The sequence below is a fragment of the Rhizobium mesosinicum genome (assembly GCF_019511345.1).
GTDB classification, from domain to species: domain Bacteria; phylum Pseudomonadota; class Alphaproteobacteria; order Rhizobiales; family Rhizobiaceae; genus Rhizobium; species Rhizobium mesosinicum.
In genome coordinates this window covers 366,975-392,384 of record NZ_JAEUAK010000005.1, presented here as the reverse complement: position 1 = coordinate 392,384, position 25,410 = coordinate 366,975, and the positions used below count along the sequence as shown (strand labels likewise).

The following is a 25,410-nucleotide window of genomic DNA, read 5'->3' as shown; positions in this document are numbered from 1 at the left end:
AGCCAGCCGGGGCGGCAATTTCACAATTTCCAGTCATCACCGCTGATAACGGTATTGGGTACGGGAGGCCAAGATGGCCGCTGTTCTTGATTCTGTCCGCGCATTCTTTGCGCCTGTTACTTTCACCATCGACATGGAGAATCCCTCCGACGTCGTCGCTCGCGAAACCCTGCTCGATCGTGTCATGGGTCCGGATCGCCGCAAGAAGTCGTCAGAAATAATCCGCCGCAACCGTGTTCCGGCCGAAGGCTTGGCGCTGGTCGCGCGAGACCGTGACGGTCGTGTTATCGGCACGGTGCGCTTGTGGAACGTTGAAGCCGGTATCAACAACGAAGGCACGCCGCTTGACGCCCTGCTGCTCGGCCCGCTTGCCGTCGACGGCAGGCATGGTGGAAAAGGCATCGGCTCGGCGCTGATGCGTGCGGCGATCCTCGAAGCAAAGAACCGGGGCCACGGCGCAATCCTGCTCGTCGGCGATGCGGATTATTACGAGCGTTTTGGCTTTTTCGCCGACAAGGCTCGTCACCTCGTCATGCCCGGCCCCTTCGAACGCTCGCGCTTTCTGGCGCTCGAGCTCGTCGAGGGCTGGCTTGGCGGCGCTGCCGGCATGATCGTTCCTTCGGGACGCATGCTGGCCGGCGCGCCGGTCCGGAAGGCGGCCTGACCGGCAAACCCCTCCCATTCTCCGGGAGGGGCTTTTTGTTTCGGGGCTATCGCTGGTGGCTAGGGAGCCTGTGCCTCGACTCGCCCATTGTCGATCAGCCAGCGGACGGCTTCCTGCACGGCTTGCAGCGAGCTGTGCCGCGGTGTGAAGCCGAGCAGCCGGCGGGCTTTTTCCATCGAGCAGTTGGGGCTGCGGGCGATATGTTCCCAGGTGGCTTGCGCATCCTCCGGGGGCTGTCTTTCCGCCCAGGCTTCGTAGGGAAGGAATTCCAGATTCGCTTCCTTGCCGAACCAGGCGGCCATCGCTTCGGCATAGCCCCGCAGCGTGACTGCCTTTTCGGACACCGCATGGAAAGCCTCGCCGATCGCCGCCTCAGGCTTTGCGATGGCCGCCATGAAGAGCTCAGCGATATCGTCGGCATGGACGTGATGCACCGTTTCCATGCCGAAATTCGGCAGGGCAAGCGTCTCGCCGCGCGCCAGCGTGGTGAAGACATCGGAGTTGAAATGACCGGCCGGGTTCAGCGGGTTCCAGCCGGGGCCGACGATATGGCCGGGATGGACGAGGGTTACAGGAAAATTCTTCTCCCGCGCCATCCTGAGCAGATAGGTTTCAATCGCAGCTTTATTGACGCCGTAGTCACCGAAAGGCTTCTTCGGCGCCTCCTCCGGTGTCGGTACGACTGTGGAGAAACCGTGTGTCCATATCGTACCGGTATGAAGAAAATGGCTGACATGACCTTCAAGGGCAGTCACGAGCTGTTCGTTGCTGTCAGGCGTGAAGCAGATCATGTCGATGACGATTTCGCCTCCCAGCGCGCGAATCTCGTGGCCGAAGCGGCCTTCCGCTTCGAGTGCCGTGCGATCCACGCGCCTGATATCAACATGGCTCCATGCATCGTTCGCCGTGTAGGGCGTGGCCGCCCCGCGACTGATCGCCACCACCTCATGGCCGGCCTCGACGAGGCGAGGTACGAGATAGGTGCCGACATGTCCCGTTGCTCCGATGACGATGACGCGAGCCATGCGGTCTCCTTCCGATGCGCGTTTGAGCTTGTGCTGCGCATTATGTCGTGCCGCTACGCGGAACTGCAAGTCAGGCCGTTTGAGCAGTCCGCCTCCCTCAGATATTTTGATCCATGGTTTCGGCAGGGATTTCGTCATTGCGATGAATACGCACGACGGCAGCCGGAACGCCGGCAACCGTGCAATGGGCGGGGACCGGCTTCAGCACGACACTGCCGGCCGCGATCTTGCTGAAAGCGCCGATCTCGATATTGCCGAGGATCTTTGCACCAGCGCCGATCATCACGCCGTGGCGGATTTTCGGGTGGCGGTCTCCAGTTTCCTTGCCCGTGCCGCCAAGCGTAACGTTCTGCAGGATTGAGACTTCATCTTCGATGACCGCTGTTTCGCCAATCACGATGCCCGAGCCGTGATCCAACATGATCGAGGAACCAATCCTCGCAGCCGGATGGATATCCGGGCCGAAGACCAGCGAGGCGAGGTTGGAAACCCAGCTGGCAATCTCGACGCGACCGTCGGTCCAGAGCGCGTGGGCAATGCGGTGTGTCTGCAGCGCATGGAAACCTTTGAGGTTCAGCAGTGCATGCAGATAGGTGGTGCAGGCAGGATCGCGCTCGCGCACGGCCAGAAGATCGGCTTCAATGGCTGCGCTTATGTCGGCGTGCTCCAGCAATATGTCGTGAAACAGCCGGAAGAGGTCTTCGGGATCGACCTTCGCCACTGCGAGGCGTGCGGAGATGACGCGCGCAATGATCTCAGCATCGCTGTCTGCGCCGATGATCTGCATTTCTAGCAAAATCCGCAGCGTAGGCTCGCGCGCCGCGAGATCCGCCGCTTCCGCACGGATTGCCGACCAGACGGATCCGAAGGCGCCCAACTCCCTTGCGGCGGCATTATTCGAAGCTTGCATTCGCGGATCCCTGTTCTTGCAACTGTGCGCAGCCAAAATGTCAACGACCGCGTGCGTCGGCACTATACACCGGTTCCGGCAGGCGACGCCAATGGTAGAGCACGTCGGGCTCATTTTCCTCGTTGCCGCTGCCATCTGTTTCTTCGACGGGTGAGAAGCCGCGCGATTCGTAGAAGGCGCGAGCGCGGCGATTTTGCTGAAAGGTCCAGAGGCGGATGTCGTCCATGTCGTTCCTTGCCGAGGAGAGAAGCCTTGTGCCAATCCCCGCGCCCTGGACATCGGGCAGAACATAGAGCTGATCGATCCAGCCATTACCGTAGGCAATAACGCCAGCAAGCCTGCCGTCAAGGAAAGCGCCGAGCACCACGTACTTCACCAGAAGATGCGTTCGCCAGTAAGCTTCGTCTTCCTCGGCTGTATGCCTATTGCGAAGATGCGGCAGCGCCCGCCATAGCGCGTTACGCCGCACCATCGCCGCTTGATACGCATGCCCGCAATCCAGTGGCGCTACTTCGAGGGCCAAGAAATCAGTCCGCCGCGATATCCACCACGCCGCAATCGCCGGCTTCGGAGGCGAAGGCGAGCAGCTTGCCGTTCCTGCTCCAGCTCATGCTGGTGATGGCACCCTTGCCGGGGCGACGCAGCAGAGCTTCCTTGCTGTCGGCGAGACGGACGGCGAGGATCATGCCGTCGATGAAGCCGATCGCGAGGATATCCTCGGCCGGATGGAATTTCACTGCGGTTGCCATGATGTTGGCGCGCGTGCCGAGCTCCAGCGGCGCCTTGCCCATCGGGCCGTCTTTGCCCTGGAAGGGCCAGACGATGGCGGCCGGCGCTCCGGAGGAGGCAAGCCACTTGCCCTTGGCGGACCAGGAGAGCGACTTCACCTTGGCCGGATATCCGGTCATACGCATATGGCGGGCTTCGGCGCCAGATTTGACGTCGAGCTTCCAGCCGTGCAACGCATTTTCCTGCATCGAAGTGACAAGGAAATTGCCGTCGGGCGAGAAGGTTACGCCGGTATGTGCGCCCTTCCATTCGAGATCGACAGGCTTCGCGCTCATGCCGACCCAGTGCAGCGAGACGCCGTTGTAGCGGGCTGCGGCAATACGCAGACCCTTCGGCGCGAAGGCGAGACCTTCGACCGTGCGCTCCTCGGGGAATTCCTTGGTCGTGCCGTCGGACAGACGTACAAGTGTGCTCTTCCCGTAGGCATAGGCCACGGCGCCCTGCGGACCAGCCGCGACCTGTGAGATCCACTTGCGCGGCGCGGACGCGATCTCGCTGACGCTGCCGTCAGCGCTAATGCGCAACACCTTGCCATCCTCGCCGCCTGAAATAAGGCTTTCGCTGTAGGGATCGCGGATCGCCGCCAACATGCCTTGATGGGCCTCGATGACCTTGTCGCTGCCTTCAAGCCGATGAAAAGTACCGTTGGCATTCGCGAAAAAGGGGACATCACCTAAAAATTCGACGGCCAGAACGTGGCCGTCGAGATCAAGCGGTGCAACTGTTGGCATCAGGCGGTCGCCTCGCACGCCTTGAAGGATTCTTCGAGCTTGGCGCGGTCGAGATCGCGGCCGATGAAGACCAGGCGGCTCTCGTGCTTTTCGCCCTCTTTCCACGGACGCTGGTGATCGCCTTCGATGATCATGTGCACGCCCTGGACGACATAACGCTCGGCGTCGTCCTTGAAGGCGATGATGCCCTTGAGGCGCAGAATACTAGGGCCTTGCGTCTGGGTGATCTTCTGGATCCAGGGGAAGAAGCGCTCCGGGTTCATCTCGCCGCCGCGCAGCGAAACGGACTGCACCGTTATGTCATGGATGGCCGACATCTCACCATGGTGATGGTGGTGATGGTCGTGGTCATGATCGTGATGATGGTGGTCGTGACCATGGTGATCATGATCGCAGTCCGGGCCGCAGACGTGATCGTCATGGCCGTGCTCGAGGAAATGCGGATCGTTTTCCAGCGCACGCTCGAGATTGAAGGCGCCCTGGTCCAGAACGCGGGCGAGATCAACGCCGGAACGGCTCGTCTTATAGACGCGAGCAGCCGGGTTGATGGCAGAGACGATGTCTTCGATCTGAGCCAATTCTTCTGGCGTGACGAGATCGGTCTTGTTGATAATGACGACGTCGGCGAAGGCGATCTGGTCTTCGGCCTCGCGGCTGTCCTTCAGGCGCAGCGGCAGGTGCTTGGCATCGACAAGGGCAACAACGGCGTCGAGTTCGGTCTTGGAACGGACATCGTCATCCATGAAGAAGGTCTGGGCAACTGGAACCGGATCGGCAAGGCCGGTGGTTTCGACGATGATACCGTCGAAACGGCCGGGGCGGCGCATCAGGCCTTCAACAACACGGATCAGGTCGCCGCGGACCGTGCAACACACGCAGCCATTGTTCATTTCGTAGATTTCTTCGTCGGATTCGACGATCAGGTCGTTGTCGATGCCGATCTCGCCGAACTCGTTGACGATGACTGCATATTTCTTGCCGTGGTTTTCGGAAAGGATGCGGTTGAGCAGCGTCGTCTTGCCGGCACCGAGATAACCGGTGAGCACGGTGACGGGGATGGGCTTCTGCTGTGTCTGGATCGCGTCGGTCATGAGAACCTCTAGGAATAGGGCCTTGGCCCCGAGAGCAAAGTTCGGGGCCTGAATGGGTCGGTTTCATATAGGCCCTTGGAAGCAGCAGTTCAAAGGGTTTTGTATGTTATAAGATCACATTGCTCTGTCTGCAAAGATGCGTCTTCATCGCAACGTTTCTGCGTCGAAGGCATCGACATCCTGCAGCAGCTCCACCAATCCGTTCACAGCATGGGCAATCAGCGCATCGCCCTTTGCTGCAGTCGCCTTCGCGGCATTGCCGGCCACGCCCTGCGGATTGAGATCCGACATCTTCCAGCCGAAGGCATGCGGACCATAGGCACGCAGGTGCTTGAAGCGCTGGACGAACTCTGTCTGGCGGGAAGGGAAGTCGGTTGCCTTCGCCATATCCACCTTCTCCGGACAGAGAGCCAGCATGACTGACGTTTCGATATCGCCGCCGTGAATGTCGATCGCCTTTTCATCAGGTGAGATCACACCATCAGGCACACCGAAGCGGGTCCAGCTGGTGGCGACAGCCAGCATGTTGAAGCGCACGCGCGCTTCCGTTGCGACAATTGTCATCAGTGGCGAGTTGCCGCCATGGGCATTCAGCATCACGAGTTTGCGGATACCGAGTTTCGAGAGGTTTTCAGCGATATCGAGCCAGCGCTTTACGGCTGTATCAAAAGGGAGCGTCTTCGTTCCTTCAACATCTATGTGCTCTAAGGAGTAGCCGACCGATTCGACAGGGAGTACGGTGACAGGCAAACCGGCCGGCAGGGCGGTTTTGAGCCTGTTGACGATACCCTGCGCGATCAACGCATCGGTTTCGAAGGGTAGATGCGGACCGTGCTGTTCATGTGCGCCGAGTGGCAGGACCGCTATCCAATGGCGGCGTGTCTCCGGCGCGAGTGCGGGATCATTGTCCTCGAAACGGAACGACGGAACCAACATCGGCCTTGCCTCTTGTTTATGACGAGATGGTGAGCAATGTCATAACGCAGCCTGGGCAGTGCTTAAAGATCAAAGGGATGGCAATGGGCAAGAAGCATAAGGACGGCAAGAAGCGCAAGAAAAAGAAGGACCAGACCGAGTATACGCTTGTCGATCTTTCGCCGGCTCTGACGCAGGCTGCCCGCTCCATGCGTACGGTCCTGTCACGCAATTTGCTGGAAAGCGGTCTCTATGCCGGCCAGGACGGAGTCATTCTTTCCCTTGCCGAAAGCGATGGCATGACGGCTGGTGGGCTCGCCCAGAAGCTCGGTGTCAAGGCGCCTACCATGACCCGAACCATCGGCCGCATGGAGGCGCAGGGCTTTGTGGAACGCAAGCCCGACGCCGAAGATGCTCGCCTGACCAAGGTCTACCTCACTGAACTCGGTCGCGGCAGCGTACAGGCAATCGAGCTTGCGGCTTCCTCCTGCGACAAGCTCGCGACGCTCGATTTCTCCGAAAAGGAGATACGCAATCTGGTGCGACTGCTGAAGGCGATCGACGCCAATCTGCAGGCGGAGGCCATACATGTCGACGAAGATGAGGAAGATTGAAATTTTCCTCAAAACTCGAATTGCCTGCGCCGCTTAAATCTTTTAATTAAATTTTTTAAGGCTGTCGCTGCACTGCGGCAGCCGCCGACCAGCTTCACGCGTTGCCTGGAGGAGGAGACGTGGCGCAGAAGATCAAGCTTTCGACGATTGCCGAAACGCTCGGCATATCAACGGCGACTGTTTCCCTTGCCTTACGCGACAGTCCGCTGGTTGCCGGAAATACCCGCGAAAAGATCAAGGAACAGGCCCGCGCGCTCGGTTACATTTACAATCGCCGCGCCGCCAGCCTGCGTACCTCGCGCTCCGGTATTATCGGCGTCGTCGTCCACGACATCATGAACCCGTTCTACGGGGAAATCCTGAAGGCGATCGAAAGCGAACTCGATCGCAGCCGCCATACTTTCATTCTTTCCAACCATTACGATTCCGTCGAAAAGCAGCGCACCTTCATTGAAACCCTGCTGCAGCTCGGCGGGGACGGGGTGATCATGTCGCCGGCCATCGGCACGCCGCCGGAAGATATTCAGCTTGCCGAAGAAAACGGCATGCCGGCGATCCTTGTCGCCCGCTCGATGGACAGCCAGGATGTGCCGACCTATCGCGGTGACGACAGCTACGGCATTTCGCTCGCCACCAACCACCTGATCGGCCTCGGCCATAGGACGATCGCGATGATCGGCGGTACCGACCAGACCTCGACCGGGCGCGACCGCTATCAAGGCTACGTCAACGCGTTGCGCAAGGCCGGCATCGAGGTCGATCCGAACCTGCGCATTCCGGGCCCCCGGTCGAAGCAAGGCGGTTTCGAAGCTGCCGTGCATTTCCTGTCCCTGCCGCAGAAGCCGACAGCCGCCGTCTGCTGGAACGATCTGGTCGCCATTGGCCTCATGAACGGCATTGCCCGTGCCGGCCTCGTGCCCGGCAGTGATATCTCGGTGACCGGCTATGACGATCTGGAAGAGGCTTCGATCGCCACACCGGCGTTGACTACCGTCTGGAACGGGCAGACGGAGGTTGGACGTCTTGCGGCCCGCGCCCTACTTGATCGGTTGGCTGGCAGCCATGAGCCTGATGGCATCCATCTCATCAAGCCGGAAATGCGGATCCGCCAGTCCACCAGTCCCTATCGGCCGCGTATCTGACCGCCGAAGCCAAGAGGAAAAGCCATGTCCCGTATTGCCGTTCTCGTTCCAGGGAAAATGCATGATCGTGTTCTCGCCCGACTGAAGGAGCGCTTCGAGGTCATTGGCGTCGAGCGCGCAGAGACGCTGGCGCTCGATGCCGAGGTGGGGAAACGTATTCGCGGCGTTGCCGTCAGCGGCGCTTTCCCGGCTGGATGGTTCGAGCAATTGCCTGCGCTGGAGATCGTTGCCAGTTTCGGCGTCGGTTACGACGGCATCGATGCCAAGCTTGCAGGTTCTAAGGGTATCGTCGTCACCAACACACCCGACGTGCTGAACGACGAGGTGGCCGACACAGCCATTGCTCTTCTTCTCAACGCCATTCGCGAGCTGCCGAAGGCCGAGGCCTGGCTTCGAGACGGCAACTGGAAGTCGGATTCTGCCTACCCGCTGACGCGCTTTTCCCTGAAAGGCCGCCATGTTGGCCTCTATGGCCTTGGCCGCATCGGTCTTGAGATCGCCAGGCGCCTGGAACCCTTCAAGGTGAAGATCAGCTATCACACGCGCTCGCGCCATGCCGATGCGCCCTATGATTATCACCCGACGCTGAAGGGGCTTGCCGCGGCCGTCGATACGCTAATTGCGATCGTGCCGAAGACGCCGCAGACGCATAAAACGATCAACGCGGAGGTTCTTTCTGCGCTCGGTCCAGACGGCATCGTCGTCAATGTCGGCCGCGGCTGGACGATCGATGAGGACGCACTGATTGCTGCGCTGAATACAGGCACCATCGGTGGCGCCGGCCTCGATGTCTTCTATGATGAGCCGAACGTGCCGGCCGGTCTGCTTTCCGCACCGAATACAGTTCTGGTGCCGCATGTGGGTTCCGCCTCCATCCCGACGCGCAACGCAATGGCGGATCTGGTGGCGGAAAATCTCATCTCGTGGTTCGAGCAGGGCAAGCCGGTGACACCGGTTGCCGAAACACCGGTCAAACAATAAGTCTCTACGCTCTCCTTTCGTGAAGGCGGAGGAGTGTTTTCGCTTATTCCTATTTTGCCCTTGGTCTTTTTCCAGTTTCCCACTTGGTCAGCGGGGAAGGATTGGCTATGGTTAGACCCGGTCGCGTTATTCCCAGCGACCGCGATTATCATCGGCGGCGTCTCGCCGTCTCAAGCACACACATAGCGATTTGATCGGGGAGCGTCTGCTCTGCCCGGCGACTTTCGCGCGGGCAGCCGGCGCCTCTGGAAGGAGGCAGAAATGGATTATCGCAAGCTCGGTCCCAGCGGGGCCGTCGTCACTGCATATTGCCTGGGTACAATGACTTTCGGGAAGGAGTCCGATGAGGCGGCTTCCTTCAAGATGCTCGACGATTATTTTGCCTGGGGTGGCAATTTTATCGACACCGCTGACGTCTACAGCGCTGGTGCATCGGAGGAGATCATCGGCCGCTGGCTTAAGGCACGCCCGACAGAAGCAAAGCAGGCCGTGATCGCCACCAAGGGCCGCTTCCCGATGGGTGACGGGCCGAACGACGTTGGCCTTTCCCGCCGCCACCTCAATCAGGCGCTGAACGACTCGCTGCGTCGCCTCGATGTCGAACATATCGATCTCTACCAGATGCATGCCTGGGATGCGCTGACACCGATCGAGGAGACGCTGCGATTCCTCGACGATGCCGTTCGCGCGGGCAAGATCGGTTACTACGGCTTCTCCAACTATGTCGGCTGGCATATTGCCAAGGCCTCCGAAATCGCCAAGGCGCAGGGTTATACGCGGCCGGTGACGCTACAGCCGCAGTATAACCTGCTGATGCGCGACATCGAGCTCGAGATCGTCGATGCCTGCCAGGATGCGGGCATGGGCCTGTTGCCCTGGTCGCCGCTCGGTGGTGGCTGGCTGACCGGCAAGTACAAGCGCAACGAGATGCCTACGGGTGCCACGCGCCTGGGTGAAAACCCCAATCGCGGCGGGGAAGCCTATGCAGCCCGAAACGCGCAAGCGCGGACATGGGATATTATCGGCGCGGTCGAAGAGATCGCCAGGGCGCACGGCGTCAGCATGGCGCAGGTTGCGCTTTCCTGGGTGGCAGCGCGTCCGGCCGTGACCTCGGTCATCCTCGGCGCACGCACCTCCGAACAGCTTGCCGATAATCTCGATGCTGCGAAGCTGGTGCTATCGGAGGAAGAGACAGCGAAACTTAATGAGATCAGTGCGCCGACGCCGGGACAATATCCCTATGGCGTCCACGGCACCAACCAGCGTCATCGTAGGATTGAAGGCAGTCGCTGAGCGATCTCTTGAGGAAAAGGCCGCCGGAGCGATTTGGCGGCCTTTTTGGTTTCAGGCGATGGCCTGCGCCGGCGGGGCCGGCAGCTTGCTGGCGGCGTAATCTCTGACGGCATCGCCGAAGGCGGTGAAGAGTTTGTTCGAAGGCCTGTCAGTCTCCGCCCAATATTCCGGGTGCCACTGCACACCGATGGCGAAGGCCTTGGCGTCGATGACTGAGACGGCCTCGATCGTCCCGTCCTCTGCCGTGGCCTCCACCTGCAGGCGAGGCGCGGTCTTGGCGATTGCCTGCCGGTGCAGGGAGTTCACGCGAATCTCACCGGCGCCGACGATGCCGGCAATGCAAGAGCCTTCTTTGATGAAGACACTCTGGCGGATAGCGTACATGCCGTCGCGGTCGCCGATATCCGGCTTGCGATGGTCCCAGATGCCCGGCTGCTCCTGAATTTCGCTGGCAAGCGAGCCGCCGAGCGCGACATTCAATTCCTGAATGCCGCGGCAGATTGCAAGAAGCGGAATGGCGCGGTCGATGGCCCGGCGGATCAGCGGAAGACTAGTGGCGTCACGAGCCGGATCGAACGGGCCGTCGGCTTCTGTGGCTTCGATACCGTAGAGCGAAGGATGCACATTGCTCGCCGAGCCTGAAACCAGCACGCCGTCGACCCGATCGAGAATCGCATCCGTGTCGTAGCCTTCCTCGAAGGCCGGAATGACGAAGGCCATCACGCCGGCGGCGTTTAGCGCGGCGCGCACATACTGATGCTGCACGGCATGCCAGGTTGCACCATCAAGGCTACGGATATCGGCAGGAATCGCAACGATCGGTTTCGTCATTTTCGCCCCGGAGAAACAATATCGGACGTTTCTGCGGCCAGAATGGCCGGTAAGTCAACGCTTGGCTGCAAGCGGTGGCCAAATTGCGGCGCTCAGGCGGTGTAGCTCGCACGGTGCAGCTAAGCTGCTGATTTCGATGGATGTGTGGCTTGTGCCACAGAAGCGGCGTGATCCCAAAGACTAATAGACTAAAGCTTGAAACGCTTCTTCCGCCATGCTTAGCTTTGTCATTACTGCGGGTAGGGGTGAGGATTGACCGCGCAGTGCCATCTATACGGGAGGTTTTTGATGGATCGTCGTTCATTTATGAAGAAGGCGGGAACGGCCGGCGCCGGCGCCGTTGCCGCGACTGCTTTGGCAGCACCTGCAATTGCGCAGGAAAACCCCAAGATTTCCTGGCGCATGACCTCGTCGTTTCCGAAAAGCCTGGATACGATTTATGGCGGCGCCGAAGATATTGCCAAGCATGTTTCCGCTGCCACTGACGGTAATTTCACGATCCAGCCTTTCGCAGCCGGCGAGATCATCCCCGGTCTACAGGCGGTCGATGCGGTGGCGGCGGGCACTGTCGAGGCAGCCCATACCACCTCCTATTATTTTGTCGGCAAAGACCCGACCTACGCTATCGGAACGGCCATTCCGTTCGGGCTGAACAGCCGCCTGACCAATGCCTGGTTTTACGAGGGCAACGGCAATACGCTGATGAACGAGTTCTATGCCACACAGGGAATGTATGCCCTGCCGGCCGGCAATACCGGTGCGCAGATGGGCGGTTGGTTCCGCAAGGAAATCAATACTCTCGACGATCTCAAGGGCGTCAAGATGCGCATTGCCGGTCTTGCCGGCCGCGTGATGGAGAAGGTCGGCGTCATCCCCCAACAGATCGCCGGCGGCGACATCTACCCGGCGCTCGAAAAAGGAACGATCGACGCAGCAGAATTCGTTGGCCCCTACGACGACTTGAAGCTCGGTTTCCACAAGGTGGCGAAGTACTACTATTATCCAGGCTGGTGGGAAGGCGGCCCGACGGTGCATGCGTTCTTTAATCTCGATAAATGGAGCAGTCTGCCGAAGCACTATCAGGCAGCACTCACCGACGCCTGCGCCTACGCCAACACCAACATGCTGGCAAAGTACGACACGAAAAACCCGAGCGCGCTGAAGCAGCTTGTGGCGGAGGGGGCAACGCTACGGCCGTTCAGCCAGGAGATCATGGAAGCCTGCTTCCAGGCTGCGATGGGCATCTACGGCGAAATCTCAGGCACGAACCAGTATTTCAAGAAAATCTACGACGACCAGACCGCTTTCAAGCGGGATGCCTATCTCTGGATGCAGCTCTCGGAATACACGTTCGATACGTTCATGATGATCCAGCAGCGCGCGGGTAAGATTTGATGAGCCTCCGCCGCTGACATTGGCGGTTTACACGAACGCGATACCTGAACCCCGGATTTCGATCCGGGGTTTTGCTTTTTGCTGACTATTTGGCGGGCGCCGGCGGCGCTCCCGGCAGGCCATTCAGCGGCGGCAGGGTCAAGCCCGGGGTCTGCGGTGAACCATTGTTGCCGCCGAGCGGGGGCAGGCCGAGCTGACTGCCAAAGCCCGGGACTTCAATCTTGATCGAGTTCGGATCGACCTTCGGGCCATGGTCCAGCCAGTAGGTCACTGATTGCGGCCAGAAGATCACGATCGCCACCAGGATCAGCTGCATGCCGACCCAAGGAAGCGCACCCATGTAAATATCCGAGGTCTTAACCTCGCGGCCGGCGATCGAACGCAGGTAGAAGAGCGCGAAGCCGAAGGGCGGGTGCATGAAGCTCGTTTGCATATTGACGCAGATCAGCACGCCAAACCAGATCAGGTCGATGCCGAGATTGGAGGCGACGGGTGCGAGCATCGGGATGACGATGAAGGCGATCTCGAAGAAATCGAGGAAGAAGGCGAGCACGAAGATGAAGATATTGACGAAGATCAGGAAGCCGACCGGGCCGCCGGGAATGCCCGAGAGCATGTGCTCGATCCAGCGCGAGCCGTCCATTCCCTGGAAGACCAGGCTGAAACAGGTGGAGCCGATCAGGATCATCACAACCATGGAAGTGATATGCGTGGTCGATGTCATTGCCTCGCGGATCAGCGGCCAGGTGAGGCGCCGGTTCATGGCCGCGAGCGCCATGGCGCCGACGACGCCGAGCGCGCCGGCTTCCGTCGGCGTCGCAAGGCCCATGAAGATCGTGCCGAGCACGAGGAAGATCAGCACTATCGAGGGTACCATGCCCATCAGCACCTTCACCAGCAGCGCCCAATTGAAGTCGCCGCGCACTTCCTTCGGCAGTGGCGGCATCGATTTTGGCCGGACGATCGACAGGACCAGGATGAAGAGCACGAAGATCGCCACCTGCAGGATCGACGGGCCGATCGCGCCGCGATACATGTCGCCAACCGATTTGCCGAGCTGGTCGGCGAGGACGACGAGCACCAGCGAGGGCGGGATCACCTGGGTGATCGTGCCCGAGGCGGCGATGACACCGGTGGCAAGGCGCGGGTTGTAGCCGTAGCGCAGCATGATCGGCAGCGAAATCACACCCATGGTGATGACCGAGGCGGCCACCGTGCCGGTGATAGCGCCAAGCACTGCGCCGACGAGGATGACAGCATAGGCCAGGCCGCCGGGGACGCCGCCGAAGAGCTTGCCGGTGCCTTCGAGCAGGTCTTCGGCCAGCCCGCAACGCTCCAAAACCGCGCCCATGAACGTGAAAAAGGGAATGGCGAGCAAGAGATCGTTGGAGACGATGCCAAAGAAGCGCAGCGGCAGGGCCTGAAGCAGGGCCTCGTCGAAATGGCCGGTGACGATGCCGATGATGCCGAAAAACAGGCCGACGGCGGCCAGCGAAAAGGCGACTGGAAAGCCATAGAGCATGAACATGACCATGCCCAGGAACATGGCCGGCGGAATGATGCCGAAATCAAACAAATCTGTTCCTCCAGGGGCGCGTTACTGCAGCGGCTTTTCGTATTTCGTATCGATGCTGATATGGCCGGTAACGGCTGCGATCCGCTTGATCAGCTCGGAAACGCCCTGAAGGGAGAGCAGCGCGAAACCGGCGACAAGAACCAGCTTGACGGGCCAGCGGATCAGCCCGCCGGCGTTGCCCGATATTTCCCCCTGCCGGTAGGAAAGCGCGAAGAAGGGCCACGAGACCCAGGTGAGGAAGATGCAGACGGGAATGAGGAATAGGATGAGGCCAACGATGTCGATCCAGATCTTCGCCCTGTCGGAAACCGCCCCATAGATCAGATCGACGCGGACATGCTCGTTATTGCGCAGCGCATGCGAGGCACCGAGCACCACGACGAAGGCGAAGAGATACCACTGGATCTCGAGCCAGCCGTTCGAACTGTAGTTGAAGGCGTAGCGGACGACGGCGTTTCCGGCGCTGATCAGACAGCAGAACAGCACCATGTATTCGGATAGTTTTCCAATGAACTCGCTGATCGAGTCGATCAGCCGACTGACGGCCAGAAGTACCGACATTCGCCTCCCCTTATCATCTTGCCGTTTCGGCAGTTCTCCCTCTACTATCGATGTAAACCAGGGTTTTTGGAATTGAAAGGATAAATGGCCCGCCTAGGAGTATAGTCTTATGCGTCCAGGGCCTGTGATCTTCCCGCAAAAATTTAACAACTCATGCGTGGATATATTTTTCAATGATCTCGCGAAGAAGCTGTATTATCGCGCCCTGGATGAGTGACTCATCCTTTGGTTTTAGAAAAATTGACCAAATGTTTGAACTGTTTGAAATCAATTTTTAAAGGGTTCGGTTTACATTTCCCGCGCACAGGGAAAGTATGGATGAAGCCACATAACCCGGACAGGGTCCCTAAGGATGTGTATCTGTCGTTTGTGAGTTCTCTCTCCGGGAACCGCATGACGCTTTTGGCTGGCGTCATTGTACATTCCGCAACCTTTCTGGCGGTAGCCGCCAAAACCCAATCCCCGGTCTACATATTCCTGGCCGTTGCCGTCATCCTGGTGTTCTGCGCCCGCATGGCGATCTTCCGCCTGTTCGACAAGGTGAACAAGGACGCGCTGACATTTGCCGAGATCGAGCGGTGGGAGAAAATTCTCGTGGTCGGAGCAGCCGGCATTACGACGCTCCTCGGTATCGGCAGCGGCTATGCCATCTTCTTCACGCGCGATTCCTTTGCCGAACTCGCCTGTATTGCAGTGACCATGGCGACGATGGTTTCGGTCGTCGGCCGCAACTATGGCTCGCGCATGGCGGTCGATTTGCAGACCTTCTCCTGTTGCCTGCCGATGATCATCTGCAGCGTGATGACGCTGGATTTCTATCGCGGCATCCTGTCGGTCTTCCTCATTCCTTTCTGGCTGACGACGCGGGCGATGGCGACCGGCGTGCGCGAGTTCCTCTACGAGAATGTGATCGCGCGCCGCGAGATCGCTTCGATTGCTGATCGCTTCGATACGGCGCTGAGCAACATGCCGCACGGCCTCGTCATGGTCGACGAGGAAAATCGGATCCAAGTCATCAACCGCAAGGCCTGCGAACTTTTGAAAATTGGCGCGCCGGACCGGCTGAAGGATCGCGATCTCGGCGCGGTGTTGCGTTATGGCGCACGCTACAGCTTCATGGATGCCTCGCAACCCGAGCTGATCCTGCGCCAACTGACGCAGGTCGCCGAAGGCAGCCTGTCGCGCACGCTCATTCATTTCCCCGAGGCACTGTCGCTGGAATTCTCTGCCAGCCGGCGTGCGGACGGTGGCGCGGTATTGATCTTCGAAGACGTTTCGACCCGTGTGAAGGCCGAGCAGAAGATCCTGCACATGGTGCGCTTCGACGCGCTGACCGGGCTGCCGAACCGCGAGTATTTCGGCCATCTCGTACAGGATTATCTCGCCAGACAATCGAAGAAGCGCGGCCCCCTCGGCTTCATGATTCTCGATATCGACGAGTTCAAGCATGTCAACGACATGCGAGGGCATGTCACGGGCGACCATCTGCTGTGCGCCATCGCCATGCGGGTCAGGGAGATGGCCGGCAGCGCCATCGTCGGCCGGCTGATGGGCGATCAGTTCATCTTGTTCTTCCCGCATGCGCGTGATCGGCAGGTGCTGGATGCCAGCATCCGCAAGCTGCACGCCGCAATCCAGGGGCAGTACGAAGTCGATGAGATAACCTTCCTCGTCTCGCTCAGCGCCGGTTACGCCGTGCTCGAGAGCGACGCTTTCGCCATGGACGAATGGAGCGTCAAGGCCGACCTTGCGCTGTTCGAAAGCAAGTCGCGCTTAAAAGGCGGTATCACCGGTTTCGAGCATGAAATGGACGGCCGCTATATCGAGCAGCAGAAGCTCAAGGCGGATCTTCGCGAGGCGGTGGCTGCAAATGCGCTGCACCTCATGTTCCAGCCGATGTTCAAGGCCGATGGTACGCGCATCGAATGCGCCGAAGCACTGGCTCGCTGGGTGCATCCGGAAAAGGGTTCTATTCCGCCCGATGTCTTCATTCGCCTCGCCGAAGAGATGGGCATCATTTCGCAGATCACGCGCTTCGTGCTGTTCAAGGCCTGCGAAGAATGTATGAACTGGCCGGATCATATCGCCGTTTCGGTCAATCTGTCGGCACGTGACCTTCGCGACGCGGATATCCTGTCCGTCGTTTCGGACGCGCTGGCGCATTCCGGTCTCGAAGCCTCACGCCTGCATCTGGAAATCACCGAAAGCAGCCTCATCGACGAGCCGGCTGTCGTTCGTGCAATCCTCGCCGAATTGCGCAGCCGCGACATTACCATCGCCATCGACGATTTCGGCACCGGCTTCTCCAGTCTCAGCTATCTCGACACGCTGCCGCTCGATATCGTCAAGATCGACCGCTCCTTTGTGCGTAATATCGTCGAGGATACGCGCCGCCTGAAACTGTTGCGCGGCACGGTTCATCTCGCCCGAGAGCTCGGCCTCAAAATCGTGGTCGAAGGTGTCGAAACCCACGAGCAGCTGGTGCTTCTCAACAAGTACCGCAGCACGGATCTCATACAGGGTTACGTCTTTTCCCCGCCCGTCCCCTCGAAAGAAATCGGCATTCTCTCGCAGGCTCTCAACCGCCGCACAGCACCGCGGCGCCGCAGCAAGGTCGCCTGATCGGGGCACTACCCGACGGTGTGACCACGGCTATATGCGCGGCCGTTAACCTTAATAGTTCAAATACGCGCGAAATTCTTATCAAATCTTGCGCTTTAACGAACGAGATATGATTAATGACCCGTTAACAACGGGGTTCAACATGGCGTCTGTCCCTTTCAGTACCAGTGACTTTTCGAAGAAGGTTCTCGAAATTCTTGATAATGTCGAATATCGCCGCGTCGAGAGCAGCGAGGACATGGAGGATGTCGAGCGGCTGCGTTACAAGGCTTACAAGGCGCACGACACGCTGGCGCTGGCGCCGAAGGGACTGCTCGACGACACCGATTTCGACAGCCATGCCTACGTTTTCGGGCTCTATTATTACGGTGAGCTGGTCAGCACGATCCGCATCCACTACGTGACCCCGGAGCATCGCGTCAGCCAATCGGCCGGCGCCTTTCCGGAAGCGATCGACGCGCTTCTGGACGCTGGCCTCAGCCTGATCGACCCGGCGCGTTTTGCCGCCGATCCGGAACTGACGGCCGATCTGACCTGGATCCCGTATCTGACACTGCGACCGAGCATCGTCGCTGCTGCGCACTTCCGCGCGCACCGGGTGCTGCAGTTCGTCCGTCCACCGCATGCGGCCTTCTACAAGCGCGTCTTTTACGCCGATACCGTTGTGCCGGGCCGGAAGGCGAAGAATTACGGAATCGACATGACGCTCATGGCGACCAACGTCATCGAGGTCGGCCGCAAGCTTCTGACGCGTTATCCCTTCTTCATTTCGAGCGCCAGCGAGCAGCGGATGATGTTCGCGCGCAGCCCTGGAAGCACGCTGCCTTCGCTCACCATCGTTCCCACCGCTCGTTTCGTGCCGGAAGGCCAGCTCGGAACGGATCTGCCGCTTTGATTCTTCCATAGGGAATGCTCTCTCCACATCAGAAGAGGGGCGTCCCTGCGGCATTCTCATGCATTGCGCTTTCGCCCGTCATTGTGTAATCCCTGCGGGTGGGGATTTGCCTCGCCAAGGCGAGGGAATCGGGCAGCGCTAAGGCATTTCAGGGAGACGATATTCATGGCCGAACATCATACCGGACCGGTCGAGACCGGCGCGCCGATGGACTACAAGGAACATGAGAAGACCTACAACATGTTCATTGCCGGCACGAAATACGGCACGATGATTCTGGTCGCCCTGATGCTTGCTATGACTGCGGGTTTCTTCGGCGGCGCCGGCTTCCTCGGCGGCATTCTCGTCTTCCTCATCATCCTCGTGGCCGGCATCTTCCTGCTCCGCTAAGCGCGGTCTGCGGAAGATAAGTTTTCCGAACTTTGTGATGTAGATGCTCGGCCCGCGCAGGCAGGCAGCTTGCGACGGTCCAGCTGACCCGGAGGAGGGGCAGTTGGCCAATATCGTTTTCGTAGCAAAGGAAATCACAGACGATGAGACGCGCGTTGCCGCGTCCGTCGAAACCGTGAAAAAGATAAAGTCGTTCGGCTTCGATGTCGTGGTCGAAGCGGGCGCCGGAACGCTTTCACGCATTCCAGACAGTGAGTTCGAGGCTGTGGGCGCCGCAATCGGCGCTTTCACAGACGCAGCGTCGGCCGACGTTATCCTCAAGGTCCGCCGGCCGAGCGAGAGCGAAATTTCCGGCTATAAGACCGGTGCCGTCGTCATTGCCATCATGGATCCCTACGGCAATGACGAGGCGGTCGCCGCGATGGCGCGCGCTGGTCTTTCCACCTTCGCCATGGAGTTGATGCCGCGCATCACCCGCGCCCAATCCATGGACGTGCTTTCGTCGCAGGCCAATCTCGCCGGCTACCAGGCGGTCATCGAGGCAGCTGCGATCTATGACCGTGCCATGCCGATGATGATGACGGCAGCCGGTACTATTCCTGCCGCCAAGGTTTTCGTCATGGGCGCCGGCGTTGCCGGCCTTCAGGCAATCGCGACGGCGCGCCGTCTCGGTGCCGCCGTTTCGGCAACCGATGTTCGCCCAGCAGCGAAGGAACAGGTTGCATCTCTCGGGGCAAAGTTCATCGCCGCAGAGGACGACGAATTCAAGGCGGCGGAAACAGCAGGCGGCTACGCCAAGGAAATGTCGGCCGATTATCAGGCCAAGCAGGCCGCACTCGTGGCCGAACACATCGCCAAGCAGGACATTGTCATTACAACGGCTCTCATTCCCGGCCGTCCAGCACCGCGGCTCGTCTCGCGCGCCATGCTGGCTTCGATGAAGCCGGGGGCGATTGCTGTCGATCTCGCAGTCGAGCGCGGCGGCAATATTGAAGGTGTGGTAACAGGGCAGGTCGCCGATGTCGAGGGCGTGAAGGTGGTCGGCTTTGCGAACATGGCGGGCCGTGTGGCCGCCAGTGCCTCAGCGCTTTACGCCAAGAACCTCGTCACCTTCCTGGAGACGATGGTGAACAAGGAAACGAAATCGGTCGTGCTCAACCTCGAGGACGAGCTCATCAGGGCGACGATGCTGACCTATGCGGGGGACGTCGTGCATCCGGCATTCGGCGGCGCCAAGAAGGGGGATAACTGATGGCCAGTGAAGCAATGGACAAGGCGCTCGAGCAGCTCGACCAAGCCGTCACCGCGGTCATCACCGCTGCTGCCCAGGCGCCCGAAGCGGCAAGTGCCGCCACCGGCGGGGCGATCGATCCCTTCGTCTTCCAGTTCGCGATCTTCATGCTGTCGATCTTCGTCGGTTACTACGTCGTCTGGTCGGTAACGCCGGCGCTGCATACGCCTCTGATGGCTGTTACCAACGCGATCTCGTCGGTCATCGTCGTGGGTGCACTGCTCGCGGTGGGGATTTCGACCAGCGGTCTCGCGACCGGCTTCGGTTTCGTGGCGCTCGTGCTCGTCTCGGTGAATATCTTCGGCGGCTTCCTCGTCACGCAGCGCATGCTGGCGATGTACCGCAAGAAGGACAAGTGAGGCCGCACGAATGACCAATATCGCAGCCTTCCTCTACCTCGTCTCCGGCGTCCTCTTCATCCTGGCGCTTCGGGGGCTCTCGCATCCCGCCACCAGCCGCAGGGGCAATCTTTACGGCATGATCGGCATGGGGATTGCCGTCCTCACGACGCTGGTGCTGGCGACGCCCAATTTCGGCGGCTTCGTGCTCATCATCCTCGGCCTCGCCATCGGCGGCAGCGCCGGCGCCTATATCGCCCGAACCATCGCCATGACCTCGATGCCGCAGCTCGTTGCAGGCTTCCATTCGCTGGTTGGTCTCGCCGCGGTTCTGGTTGCGGCCTCGGCGCTTTATACGCCTGATGCCTTCGGCATCGGCCAGATCGGCCAGATCCACACCGAAGCGCGCATTGAAATGGCCATCGGCGTGGCGATCGGCGCTTTGACCTTTACCGGCTCGATCATTGCCTTCCTGAAGCTTAATGGACGCATGTCGGGCAAGCCGATCCTTTTGCCCTTCCGACATCTGATCAACATCGCCCTAGCAGTCTTGATCGTGCTCTTCATCATCGGGCTGGCGGTTACCGAAAGCCATTTCTGCTTCTGGGCGGTCGTGGCTCTGTCGCTGCTGCTCGGCATTTTGCTGATCGTGCCGATCGGTGGCGCGGACATGCCGGTCGTCGTGTCGATGCTGAATTCCTATTCGGGCTGGGCTGCTGCCGGCATCGGCTTCACGCTCGGCAATCTGGCGCTCATCATTACCGGTGCGCTGGTCGGCTCATCGGGTGCGATCCTGTCCTACATCATGTGCAAGGGCATGAATCGCTCATTCATCTCGGTCATCCTCGGCGGTTTCGGCGGCGAGATGTCAGGTAGCGCGGCCGATACGTCGGATAAGACCGTCAAGCTCGGCTCGGCCGAGGACGCGGCCTACTTGATGGCAAATGCCTCGAAAGTTATCATCGTGCCTGGTTACGGCATGGCGGTGGCGCAGGCACAACATGCTTTGCGCGAGCTTGCCGACAATCTCAAGAAGAATGGCGTGGAAGTGAAATACGCGATCCACCCAGTCGCCGGGCGCATGCCGGGCCATATGAACGTGCTGCTTGCCGAGGCCAATGTGCCCTATGACGAAGTCTTCGAGCTTGAGGATATCAACTCGGAATTTGCCCAGGCCGATGTTGCCTATGTCATCGGCGCCAACGATGTCACCAATCCGGCGGCGCGTGACGACAAGTCGTCACCGATCTACGGCATGCCGATCCTCGACGTCGACAAGGCCAAAACCTGCCTGTTCGTCAAACGTTCGCTTGGCTCGGGCTACGCCGGCATCGACAACACTCTGTTCTACAAGGACGGCACGATGATGCTGCTTGGAGACGCCAAGAAGGTGACGGAAGAGATCAACAAGGCGATCGCTCACTAACCGAAAGGCCCGCTTCGTCAGGCTTTTCTTCCATCACGGGCCAATTGTCAGATTTCGCCCGGCACCAGCGTCATCTTCTCGACACCGACGGCAAGGTTGAGGCCCTCCTGCGCCTGCAGGTTCAGTGGTTGCAACATAAAGGCCTTGTCCGTGCCGCCGGCAATGACCTTGGCACCTGCGCCGGCGCCGAGGCTGGCATCCGCGCCGATGCCGTAATATTCGCCCGCGAGTGCAAAATTGGGCATATTGGTGCCGGTCTTGGCAAGCACCTGCCAGATCATCACACTCTTGCCGGTCTGGCCGATATCGATACCGAATTTCTCGATCTTGCCGGCATAAACCGCCTTCGGTCCACCGGACGCAGGCGTATAGGTGCAGATCAGATTCTTTTCAGACGTAACGATCAGTCCCTGACCGCCATCCGATCCGCAGACGAGCCGGCCAAGCGACATATAGTCAGCTGCAGCGGCCGGGCCGGCCCAGGCTGCGGCCGAGACGGCTGCCGCGGCAATCATGATTTGCTTGAACATAGTCCTTCTCCTTTTGAACGACCTGTTCGAAACGGGCGGTTGTAATCATTGTTCCGGTTGCGCTACTCGCGCGCCATCGTCCCACGCTGGGCCGTGAGGGTCCAGACGAGACCTTCCGGGCGAAAGTCGACATCGACCTTGCCCCGGAAAGCGGAGGCGGCATGCGCCTTGATGACGGTGGTGCCAAAACCGGTGCGCGCCGGCGGTTTGACCGGCGGACCGCCAGTTTCAGTCCACGTGAAACGCAACATATCCTCCTCTACAGACTGCCATTCGAAACGCACACGGCCCTGTGGCACCGATAGCGCTCCGTATTTCACCGAATTGGTGGCGAGTTCATGCAGTGCGAGGCCGAGATTCTGAACGGCATCTGGCTTGAGAACAAAATCCGTGCCCGCAATTTCCACCTGCTCGCGGGCTTGCGGGAAAGCCTGAAGATGAATGCCGATGACGCGATGCAGCAAAGCGCCGGACCACTGTTCTCCTGTTAGAAGCTCGATCGAGCGCACGAGCCCTTCTAGGCGATGGGCGACGGCCAGCCGGAATGTCTCGACGCTGTCAGCCTGCTTGGAGAGCTGACGCATCATGGCTAGAACGAGCGTCAGGAGGTTTTTGGTGCGATGGACGAGTTCATGCATGACGAAATGCAGCCGGTCCTCGCTCTGACTGCGGTCGAAAGAGGCATTGGAAAGCGCAATCGCCACCTGGTTGGCCTCGATGACGCTGGTCTCGACTGGCGAGACGATATGGCCTTCGCCGAGCCGGTTCGCCATGTCGGCAATTTCACGGATCGTCGAGCGGACTTGCCGGGCAACGGCATAGGTGGCAAGCACGGCAACGAGCAACAGCACGAGGCCGCCGATCAGCAGGAAGCGCCAAGTGCTGAGGATGGGTGCCTGGGCGGTGGCGATCGGCCCCCATACGACGGTCTTCCAGGACCAGCCGGGGATCTGCGCATAGCCCAACAGGGCATGCGGGAGGATGTCGCTGTCTTCGAAAACGCCGCTGGAAGCGACGAGCGAGGGCAGGATGCGTGGGTCGAAGAGTTCGCCGGGCTGCAGATTGGCGGGGCCGCGGCTCGCTACGACATGGCCACCCTGGTCGATGACCGCCGCAGACCAGCCGGAGGCAAGACCCTCCGTCGTGACAAGTTTAGCAAGGTCGTTGGCATTCTGGGTGATGATCAATGCGGCGACAGGACCTTCGTCGCGCGGCAGAGTGACGTTATAGACCCACATGCCGCTCGTTGCACCCATGAAGACGTCGGAGGCTTCGATCCGGCCGGACTTCATCGCGGCCTCAAGAGCCGCGATGTTGGTTATCTTTCCGAGCGGCGTACCGAAGGGGCGACGGGTATTCAGAAATTGCTGCCCGGCCCTGTCGACGGCGATCACGTAGAGAGTATCGCCCCGCAGTGCCGTTTCCGTACGGTTGTAGAAAGACTCATAGTCGCCGCTCTCCAGCTCCGGTGAGGAGGACAGCAGCCGCAAAGTCGTTGCCATATCCTGAAGCTGGCGGTCGATGGTGCGTGAGAGGGCGAGCGCATCCTGCGCGGTTTCTCGCTTGAGCGTAGACCGCTGGTTGTCTTCCAGCTGCATGAGAAGAAGGGCAACGAAGGCGAAGATCGGCAGCGCAATCGCCACTGCCATGGCGATGAGATACGTTCCAATGGAAGCTTTCGGAAAAAGACGCGCAGCGAATCTCATCGATGCCGCCCCCGAACTGCCGGGGCTGGATGCTGGGAAAACTCGGTTTCGTAGAGTCCAACGAAAGCAAGAATCCGCATCACTCGCAAACGCCCCTCACATCCGTATCGCCCAATAGCTCGCTATCAAAGCAGGGTCATGTTAGGGGGCGGGACATTTGGTTGCAACCTACTAAAATAGTCAGGTGCAAAATCGTCAATTTCTGAACGACTATCCTGCGTCGGTGAAGCGCTGCAACCGGAAGGGCAAGAGGCTTTCGTCACCCTTGCCTGACAGAAGCTCGTCGGCAGCAAGCAGGTCGGCGCCGACGATGATCGCATTCGGTTTCGCAGTCATCGTCGCCATCTCTTCGGCTATTTGTCAGCCGGCAGTGCCGCCGACGCGGGCAAGTCCATCCCGGGCCGGCTGGTATTTGGGATCGAGGCCGACAGCGTGGCGGTAGGAGCGGGTGGCCTTGTCCTTCTCGCCGCGGCGCTCGTAGACGAGAGCCTGGTTCGCCCAGGATTCGGCGAGGTTGCCGTTGAGCTCGATCGCATGGTTGAAGTCGGCGAATGCGTTGTCGTTGTCGTTCAGCGCGATGTAGGAAATGCCGCGGCCGTTATAGGGCTCGGGCGAGTTCGGCGACAGCGAGATCGCCTTCGAGAAGTCGTCGATCGCCTTATCCTGCTGGTTGCGCTTCTGGTAGATCAGGCCGCGATTGTGATAGGCGCGACCATCGGTGGTGCCGAGCTGAATCGCTCTTGAGAAATCATTGAAGGCCTGATCGTCCTGGCCGGCCATGCGGTAGACATTGCCGCGACCGATATAGGCGACGTCATAGCTCGGATTGATCTGGAGGGCGGCGTTGTAATCGGCGATCGCCTGTTGCTGCTGGCCCATGTTGCGGTAGACCAGCGCGCGGTTGGCATAGGCCTGGAAGAAGCGCGGGTTGATCTGAAGCGCGGTGTTGAAGTCGTCGAGCGCCTTGCGGAATTCACCGCCGCGGCCATAAGCTGAACCGCGGACATTGTAGCCTTCCGGATCGCGCGGATTGGCGTTGATGACGGCTGTCAGCGACGCGATGTTCTCTTGCGAGCCCTGCGCCTTGTCAATGCGGATCACAGCGTCCGACGTGTTGGTCGTTTCGCAACCGGCGAGGCCAAGCGCTGCGGCAAGCGCCAGCGAGGCGAACACGGCCGATTTCTGCGAACGCAACGAGCGGGACGGATTGAAGGTTATGACAGCCATTCGGGCTCGCTTTCCCCATGCAGCATATCCAGCAAGGCGGATATGTAATCTTCAGCAGAAATTAAAAAGGCGGCGGCGAAACCTATCGCCCCCGCCACACATGCACCTGAAAACGTCGAAAAAACGACGGCACCGCCTTAGCGTGCTGCGACCAGACCTTCGCGCTGAGCGCGCTTGCGGGCCAGCTTGCGGACACGACGGACAGCCTCGGCCTTTTCGCGAGCACGCTTCTGCGACGGCTTTTCGTAGTAGTCGCGCATCTTCATTTCGCGAAAAATGCCTTCGCGCTGCATCTTCTTCTTGAGAGCGCGGAGAGCCTGGTCAACATTGTTATCGCGGACAAGTACCTGCACGAGAATCACGTTCCTTTGGTTGGTTGATGCCGAAAGGCGGCGCAGCGCCTAGGGCAAAAATATAACGTTCGCGCGGCCGCGGCCTTGCGATTGGTGTTGCGAGATATCAGATCG

General features: G+C 59.8%; 26 protein-coding genes. 12 read left to right on the top strand and 14 right to left on the bottom strand.

The annotated features are described in order from the left end of the window. Positions 1 to 73: 73 nt before the first annotated feature. Positions 74 to 664 carry a GNAT family N-acetyltransferase gene (locus JNB85_RS16365; RefSeq protein WP_220335380.1) on the top strand — a complete coding sequence of 197 codons (591 nt, stop codon included), beginning with the start codon at positions 74 to 76 and terminating at the stop codon, positions 662 to 664. 59 nt (positions 665 to 723) lie between these two features. Here the strand turns inward: JNB85_RS16365 and JNB85_RS16360 are convergent, their stop codons facing one another. The 6 genes from JNB85_RS16360 to JNB85_RS16335 all read right to left on the bottom strand — a co-directional run bounded on the left by JNB85_RS16360 (position 724) and on the right by JNB85_RS16335 (position 6,146). After that, positions 724 to 1,689, bottom strand: coding sequence for an NAD-dependent epimerase/dehydratase family protein (locus JNB85_RS16360; protein WP_220335379.1), 966 nt, complete (start codon positions 1,687 to 1,689; stop codon positions 724 to 726). A gap of 97 nt (positions 1,690 to 1,786) precedes the next feature. Then, entirely contained in the window at positions 1,787 to 2,599 is an 813-nt protein-coding gene (gene cysE / locus JNB85_RS16355) for a serine O-acetyltransferase (protein WP_220335378.1), read from the bottom strand. Between the two features lie 40 nt (positions 2,600 to 2,639). Beyond that, positions 2,640 to 3,071 (bottom strand): GNAT family N-acetyltransferase, encoded by a 432-nt coding sequence (locus JNB85_RS16350; protein WP_220335504.1) that lies wholly within the window; start codon positions 3,069 to 3,071, stop codon positions 2,640 to 2,642. Between the two features lie 55 nt (positions 3,072 to 3,126). Then, complete coding sequence (locus JNB85_RS16345; RefSeq protein WP_220335377.1) at positions 3,127 to 4,119, bottom strand: WD40 repeat domain-containing protein; 993 nt, start codon at positions 4,117 to 4,119, stop codon at positions 3,127 to 3,129. Further along, positions 4,119 to 5,210, bottom strand: coding sequence for a CobW family GTP-binding protein (locus JNB85_RS16340; protein WP_220335376.1), 1,092 nt, complete (start codon positions 5,208 to 5,210; stop codon positions 4,119 to 4,121). The genes JNB85_RS16345 and JNB85_RS16340 overlap by 1 nt, the downstream gene beginning before the upstream one ends. A gap of 144 nt (positions 5,211 to 5,354) precedes the next feature. Continuing rightward, on the bottom strand, positions 5,355 to 6,146 hold the full coding sequence (locus JNB85_RS16335; RefSeq protein ID WP_220335375.1) for a creatininase family protein: 792 nt from the start codon (positions 6,144 to 6,146) through the stop codon (positions 5,355 to 5,357). 83 nt (positions 6,147 to 6,229) lie between these two features. Here JNB85_RS16335 and JNB85_RS16330 point away from each other — a divergent pair, with 83 nt between their 5' ends. From JNB85_RS16330 to JNB85_RS16315, 4 genes are all read left to right on the top strand, one after another. After that, positions 6,230 to 6,739 carry a MarR family winged helix-turn-helix transcriptional regulator gene (locus tag JNB85_RS16330; protein ID WP_220335374.1) on the top strand — a complete coding sequence of 170 codons (510 nt, stop codon included), beginning with the start codon at positions 6,230 to 6,232 and terminating at the stop codon, positions 6,737 to 6,739. Positions 6,740 to 6,858: 119 nt separating this feature from the next. Then, positions 6,859 to 7,881 (top strand): LacI family DNA-binding transcriptional regulator, encoded by a 1,023-nt coding sequence (locus tag JNB85_RS16325; RefSeq protein WP_220335373.1) that lies wholly within the window; start codon positions 6,859 to 6,861, stop codon positions 7,879 to 7,881. 24 nt (positions 7,882 to 7,905) lie between these two features. Next, positions 7,906 to 8,862 (top strand): 2-hydroxyacid dehydrogenase, encoded by a 957-nt coding sequence (locus JNB85_RS16320; RefSeq protein ID WP_220335372.1) that lies wholly within the window; start codon positions 7,906 to 7,908, stop codon positions 8,860 to 8,862. Between the two features lie 261 nt (positions 8,863 to 9,123). Next, positions 9,124 to 10,155, top strand: coding sequence for an aldo/keto reductase (locus tag JNB85_RS16315; protein WP_220335371.1), 1,032 nt, complete (start codon positions 9,124 to 9,126; stop codon positions 10,153 to 10,155). 51 nt (positions 10,156 to 10,206) lie between these two features. Here JNB85_RS16315 and JNB85_RS16310 read toward each other — a convergent pair whose 3' ends face one another. Next, complete coding sequence (locus JNB85_RS16310; protein ID WP_220335370.1) at positions 10,207 to 10,986, bottom strand: gamma-glutamyl-gamma-aminobutyrate hydrolase family protein; 780 nt, start codon at positions 10,984 to 10,986, stop codon at positions 10,207 to 10,209. Between the two features lie 288 nt (positions 10,987 to 11,274). On the opposite strand from JNB85_RS16310, the gene JNB85_RS16305 reads away from it, so the two are divergent. After that, positions 11,275 to 12,381, top strand: coding sequence for a TRAP transporter substrate-binding protein (locus JNB85_RS16305; RefSeq protein ID WP_220335369.1), 1,107 nt, complete (start codon positions 11,275 to 11,277; stop codon positions 12,379 to 12,381). A gap of 85 nt (positions 12,382 to 12,466) precedes the next feature. Here JNB85_RS16305 and JNB85_RS16300 read toward each other — a convergent pair whose 3' ends face one another. Continuing rightward, positions 12,467 to 13,957 (bottom strand): TRAP transporter large permease, encoded by a 1,491-nt coding sequence (locus JNB85_RS16300; protein WP_220335368.1) that lies wholly within the window; start codon positions 13,955 to 13,957, stop codon positions 12,467 to 12,469. A 21-nt stretch (positions 13,958 to 13,978) separates the two neighbouring features. Next, positions 13,979 to 14,518, bottom strand: a complete 540-nt coding sequence (locus tag JNB85_RS16295) for a TRAP transporter small permease subunit (protein ID WP_220335367.1) — start codon at positions 14,516 to 14,518, stop codon at positions 13,979 to 13,981. Positions 14,519 to 14,836: 318 nt separating this feature from the next. On the opposite strand from JNB85_RS16295, the gene JNB85_RS16290 reads away from it, so the two are divergent. From JNB85_RS16290 to JNB85_RS16265, 6 genes are all read left to right on the top strand, one after another. Continuing rightward, positions 14,837 to 17,140 carry a putative bifunctional diguanylate cyclase/phosphodiesterase gene (locus JNB85_RS16290; protein WP_220335366.1) on the top strand — a complete coding sequence of 768 codons (2,304 nt, stop codon included), beginning with the start codon at positions 14,837 to 14,839 and terminating at the stop codon, positions 17,138 to 17,140. A gap of 142 nt (positions 17,141 to 17,282) precedes the next feature. After that, entirely contained in the window at positions 17,283 to 18,035 is a 753-nt protein-coding gene (locus tag JNB85_RS16285) for an N-acyl amino acid synthase FeeM domain-containing protein (protein ID WP_220335365.1), read from the top strand. Between the two features lie 165 nt (positions 18,036 to 18,200). Beyond that, positions 18,201 to 18,425 (top strand): aa3-type cytochrome c oxidase subunit IV, encoded by a 225-nt coding sequence (locus JNB85_RS16280; RefSeq protein WP_183748602.1) that lies wholly within the window; start codon positions 18,201 to 18,203, stop codon positions 18,423 to 18,425. A 103-nt stretch (positions 18,426 to 18,528) separates the two neighbouring features. After that, positions 18,529 to 19,677, top strand: coding sequence for a Re/Si-specific NAD(P)(+) transhydrogenase subunit alpha (locus JNB85_RS16275; protein ID WP_220335364.1), 1,149 nt, complete (start codon positions 18,529 to 18,531; stop codon positions 19,675 to 19,677). Continuing rightward, a complete protein-coding gene (locus JNB85_RS16270; RefSeq protein ID WP_220335363.1) occupies positions 19,677 to 20,075 on the top strand; it encodes a proton-translocating transhydrogenase family protein in 399 nt (132 codons plus the stop codon). Before JNB85_RS16275 ends, JNB85_RS16270 begins: the two co-directional genes overlap by 1 nt. A 10-nt stretch (positions 20,076 to 20,085) precedes the next feature. Further along, positions 20,086 to 21,480 carry an NAD(P)(+) transhydrogenase (Re/Si-specific) subunit beta gene (locus JNB85_RS16265; RefSeq protein WP_220335362.1) on the top strand — a complete coding sequence of 465 codons (1,395 nt, stop codon included), beginning with the start codon at positions 20,086 to 20,088 and terminating at the stop codon, positions 21,478 to 21,480. Between the two features lie 47 nt (positions 21,481 to 21,527). On the opposite strand, the gene JNB85_RS16260 is transcribed toward JNB85_RS16265, so the two are convergent. The 5 genes from JNB85_RS16260 to rpsU all read right to left on the bottom strand — a co-directional run bounded on the left by JNB85_RS16260 (position 21,528) and on the right by rpsU (position 25,296). Next, positions 21,528 to 22,010 carry a DUF992 domain-containing protein gene (locus JNB85_RS16260; RefSeq protein WP_220335361.1) on the bottom strand — a complete coding sequence of 161 codons (483 nt, stop codon included), beginning with the start codon at positions 22,008 to 22,010 and terminating at the stop codon, positions 21,528 to 21,530. 62 nt (positions 22,011 to 22,072) lie between these two features. After that, on the bottom strand, positions 22,073 to 23,716 hold the full coding sequence (locus JNB85_RS16255) for a sensor histidine kinase (protein ID WP_220335360.1): 1,644 nt from the start codon (positions 23,714 to 23,716) through the stop codon (positions 22,073 to 22,075). Positions 23,717 to 23,926: 210 nt separating this feature from the next. Beyond that, positions 23,927 to 24,052 carry a hypothetical protein gene (locus JNB85_RS30945; RefSeq protein ID WP_262928184.1) on the bottom strand — a complete coding sequence of 42 codons (126 nt, stop codon included), beginning with the start codon at positions 24,050 to 24,052 and terminating at the stop codon, positions 23,927 to 23,929. Positions 24,053 to 24,076: 24 nt separating this feature from the next. After that, on the bottom strand, positions 24,077 to 24,943 hold the full coding sequence (locus JNB85_RS16250) for a tetratricopeptide repeat protein (RefSeq protein WP_220335359.1): 867 nt from the start codon (positions 24,941 to 24,943) through the stop codon (positions 24,077 to 24,079). A gap of 137 nt (positions 24,944 to 25,080) precedes the next feature. Continuing rightward, entirely contained in the window at positions 25,081 to 25,296 is a 216-nt protein-coding gene (gene rpsU / locus JNB85_RS16245; protein WP_003542939.1) for a 30S ribosomal protein S21, read from the bottom strand. Between the last annotated feature and the right edge of the window lie 114 nt (positions 25,297 to 25,410).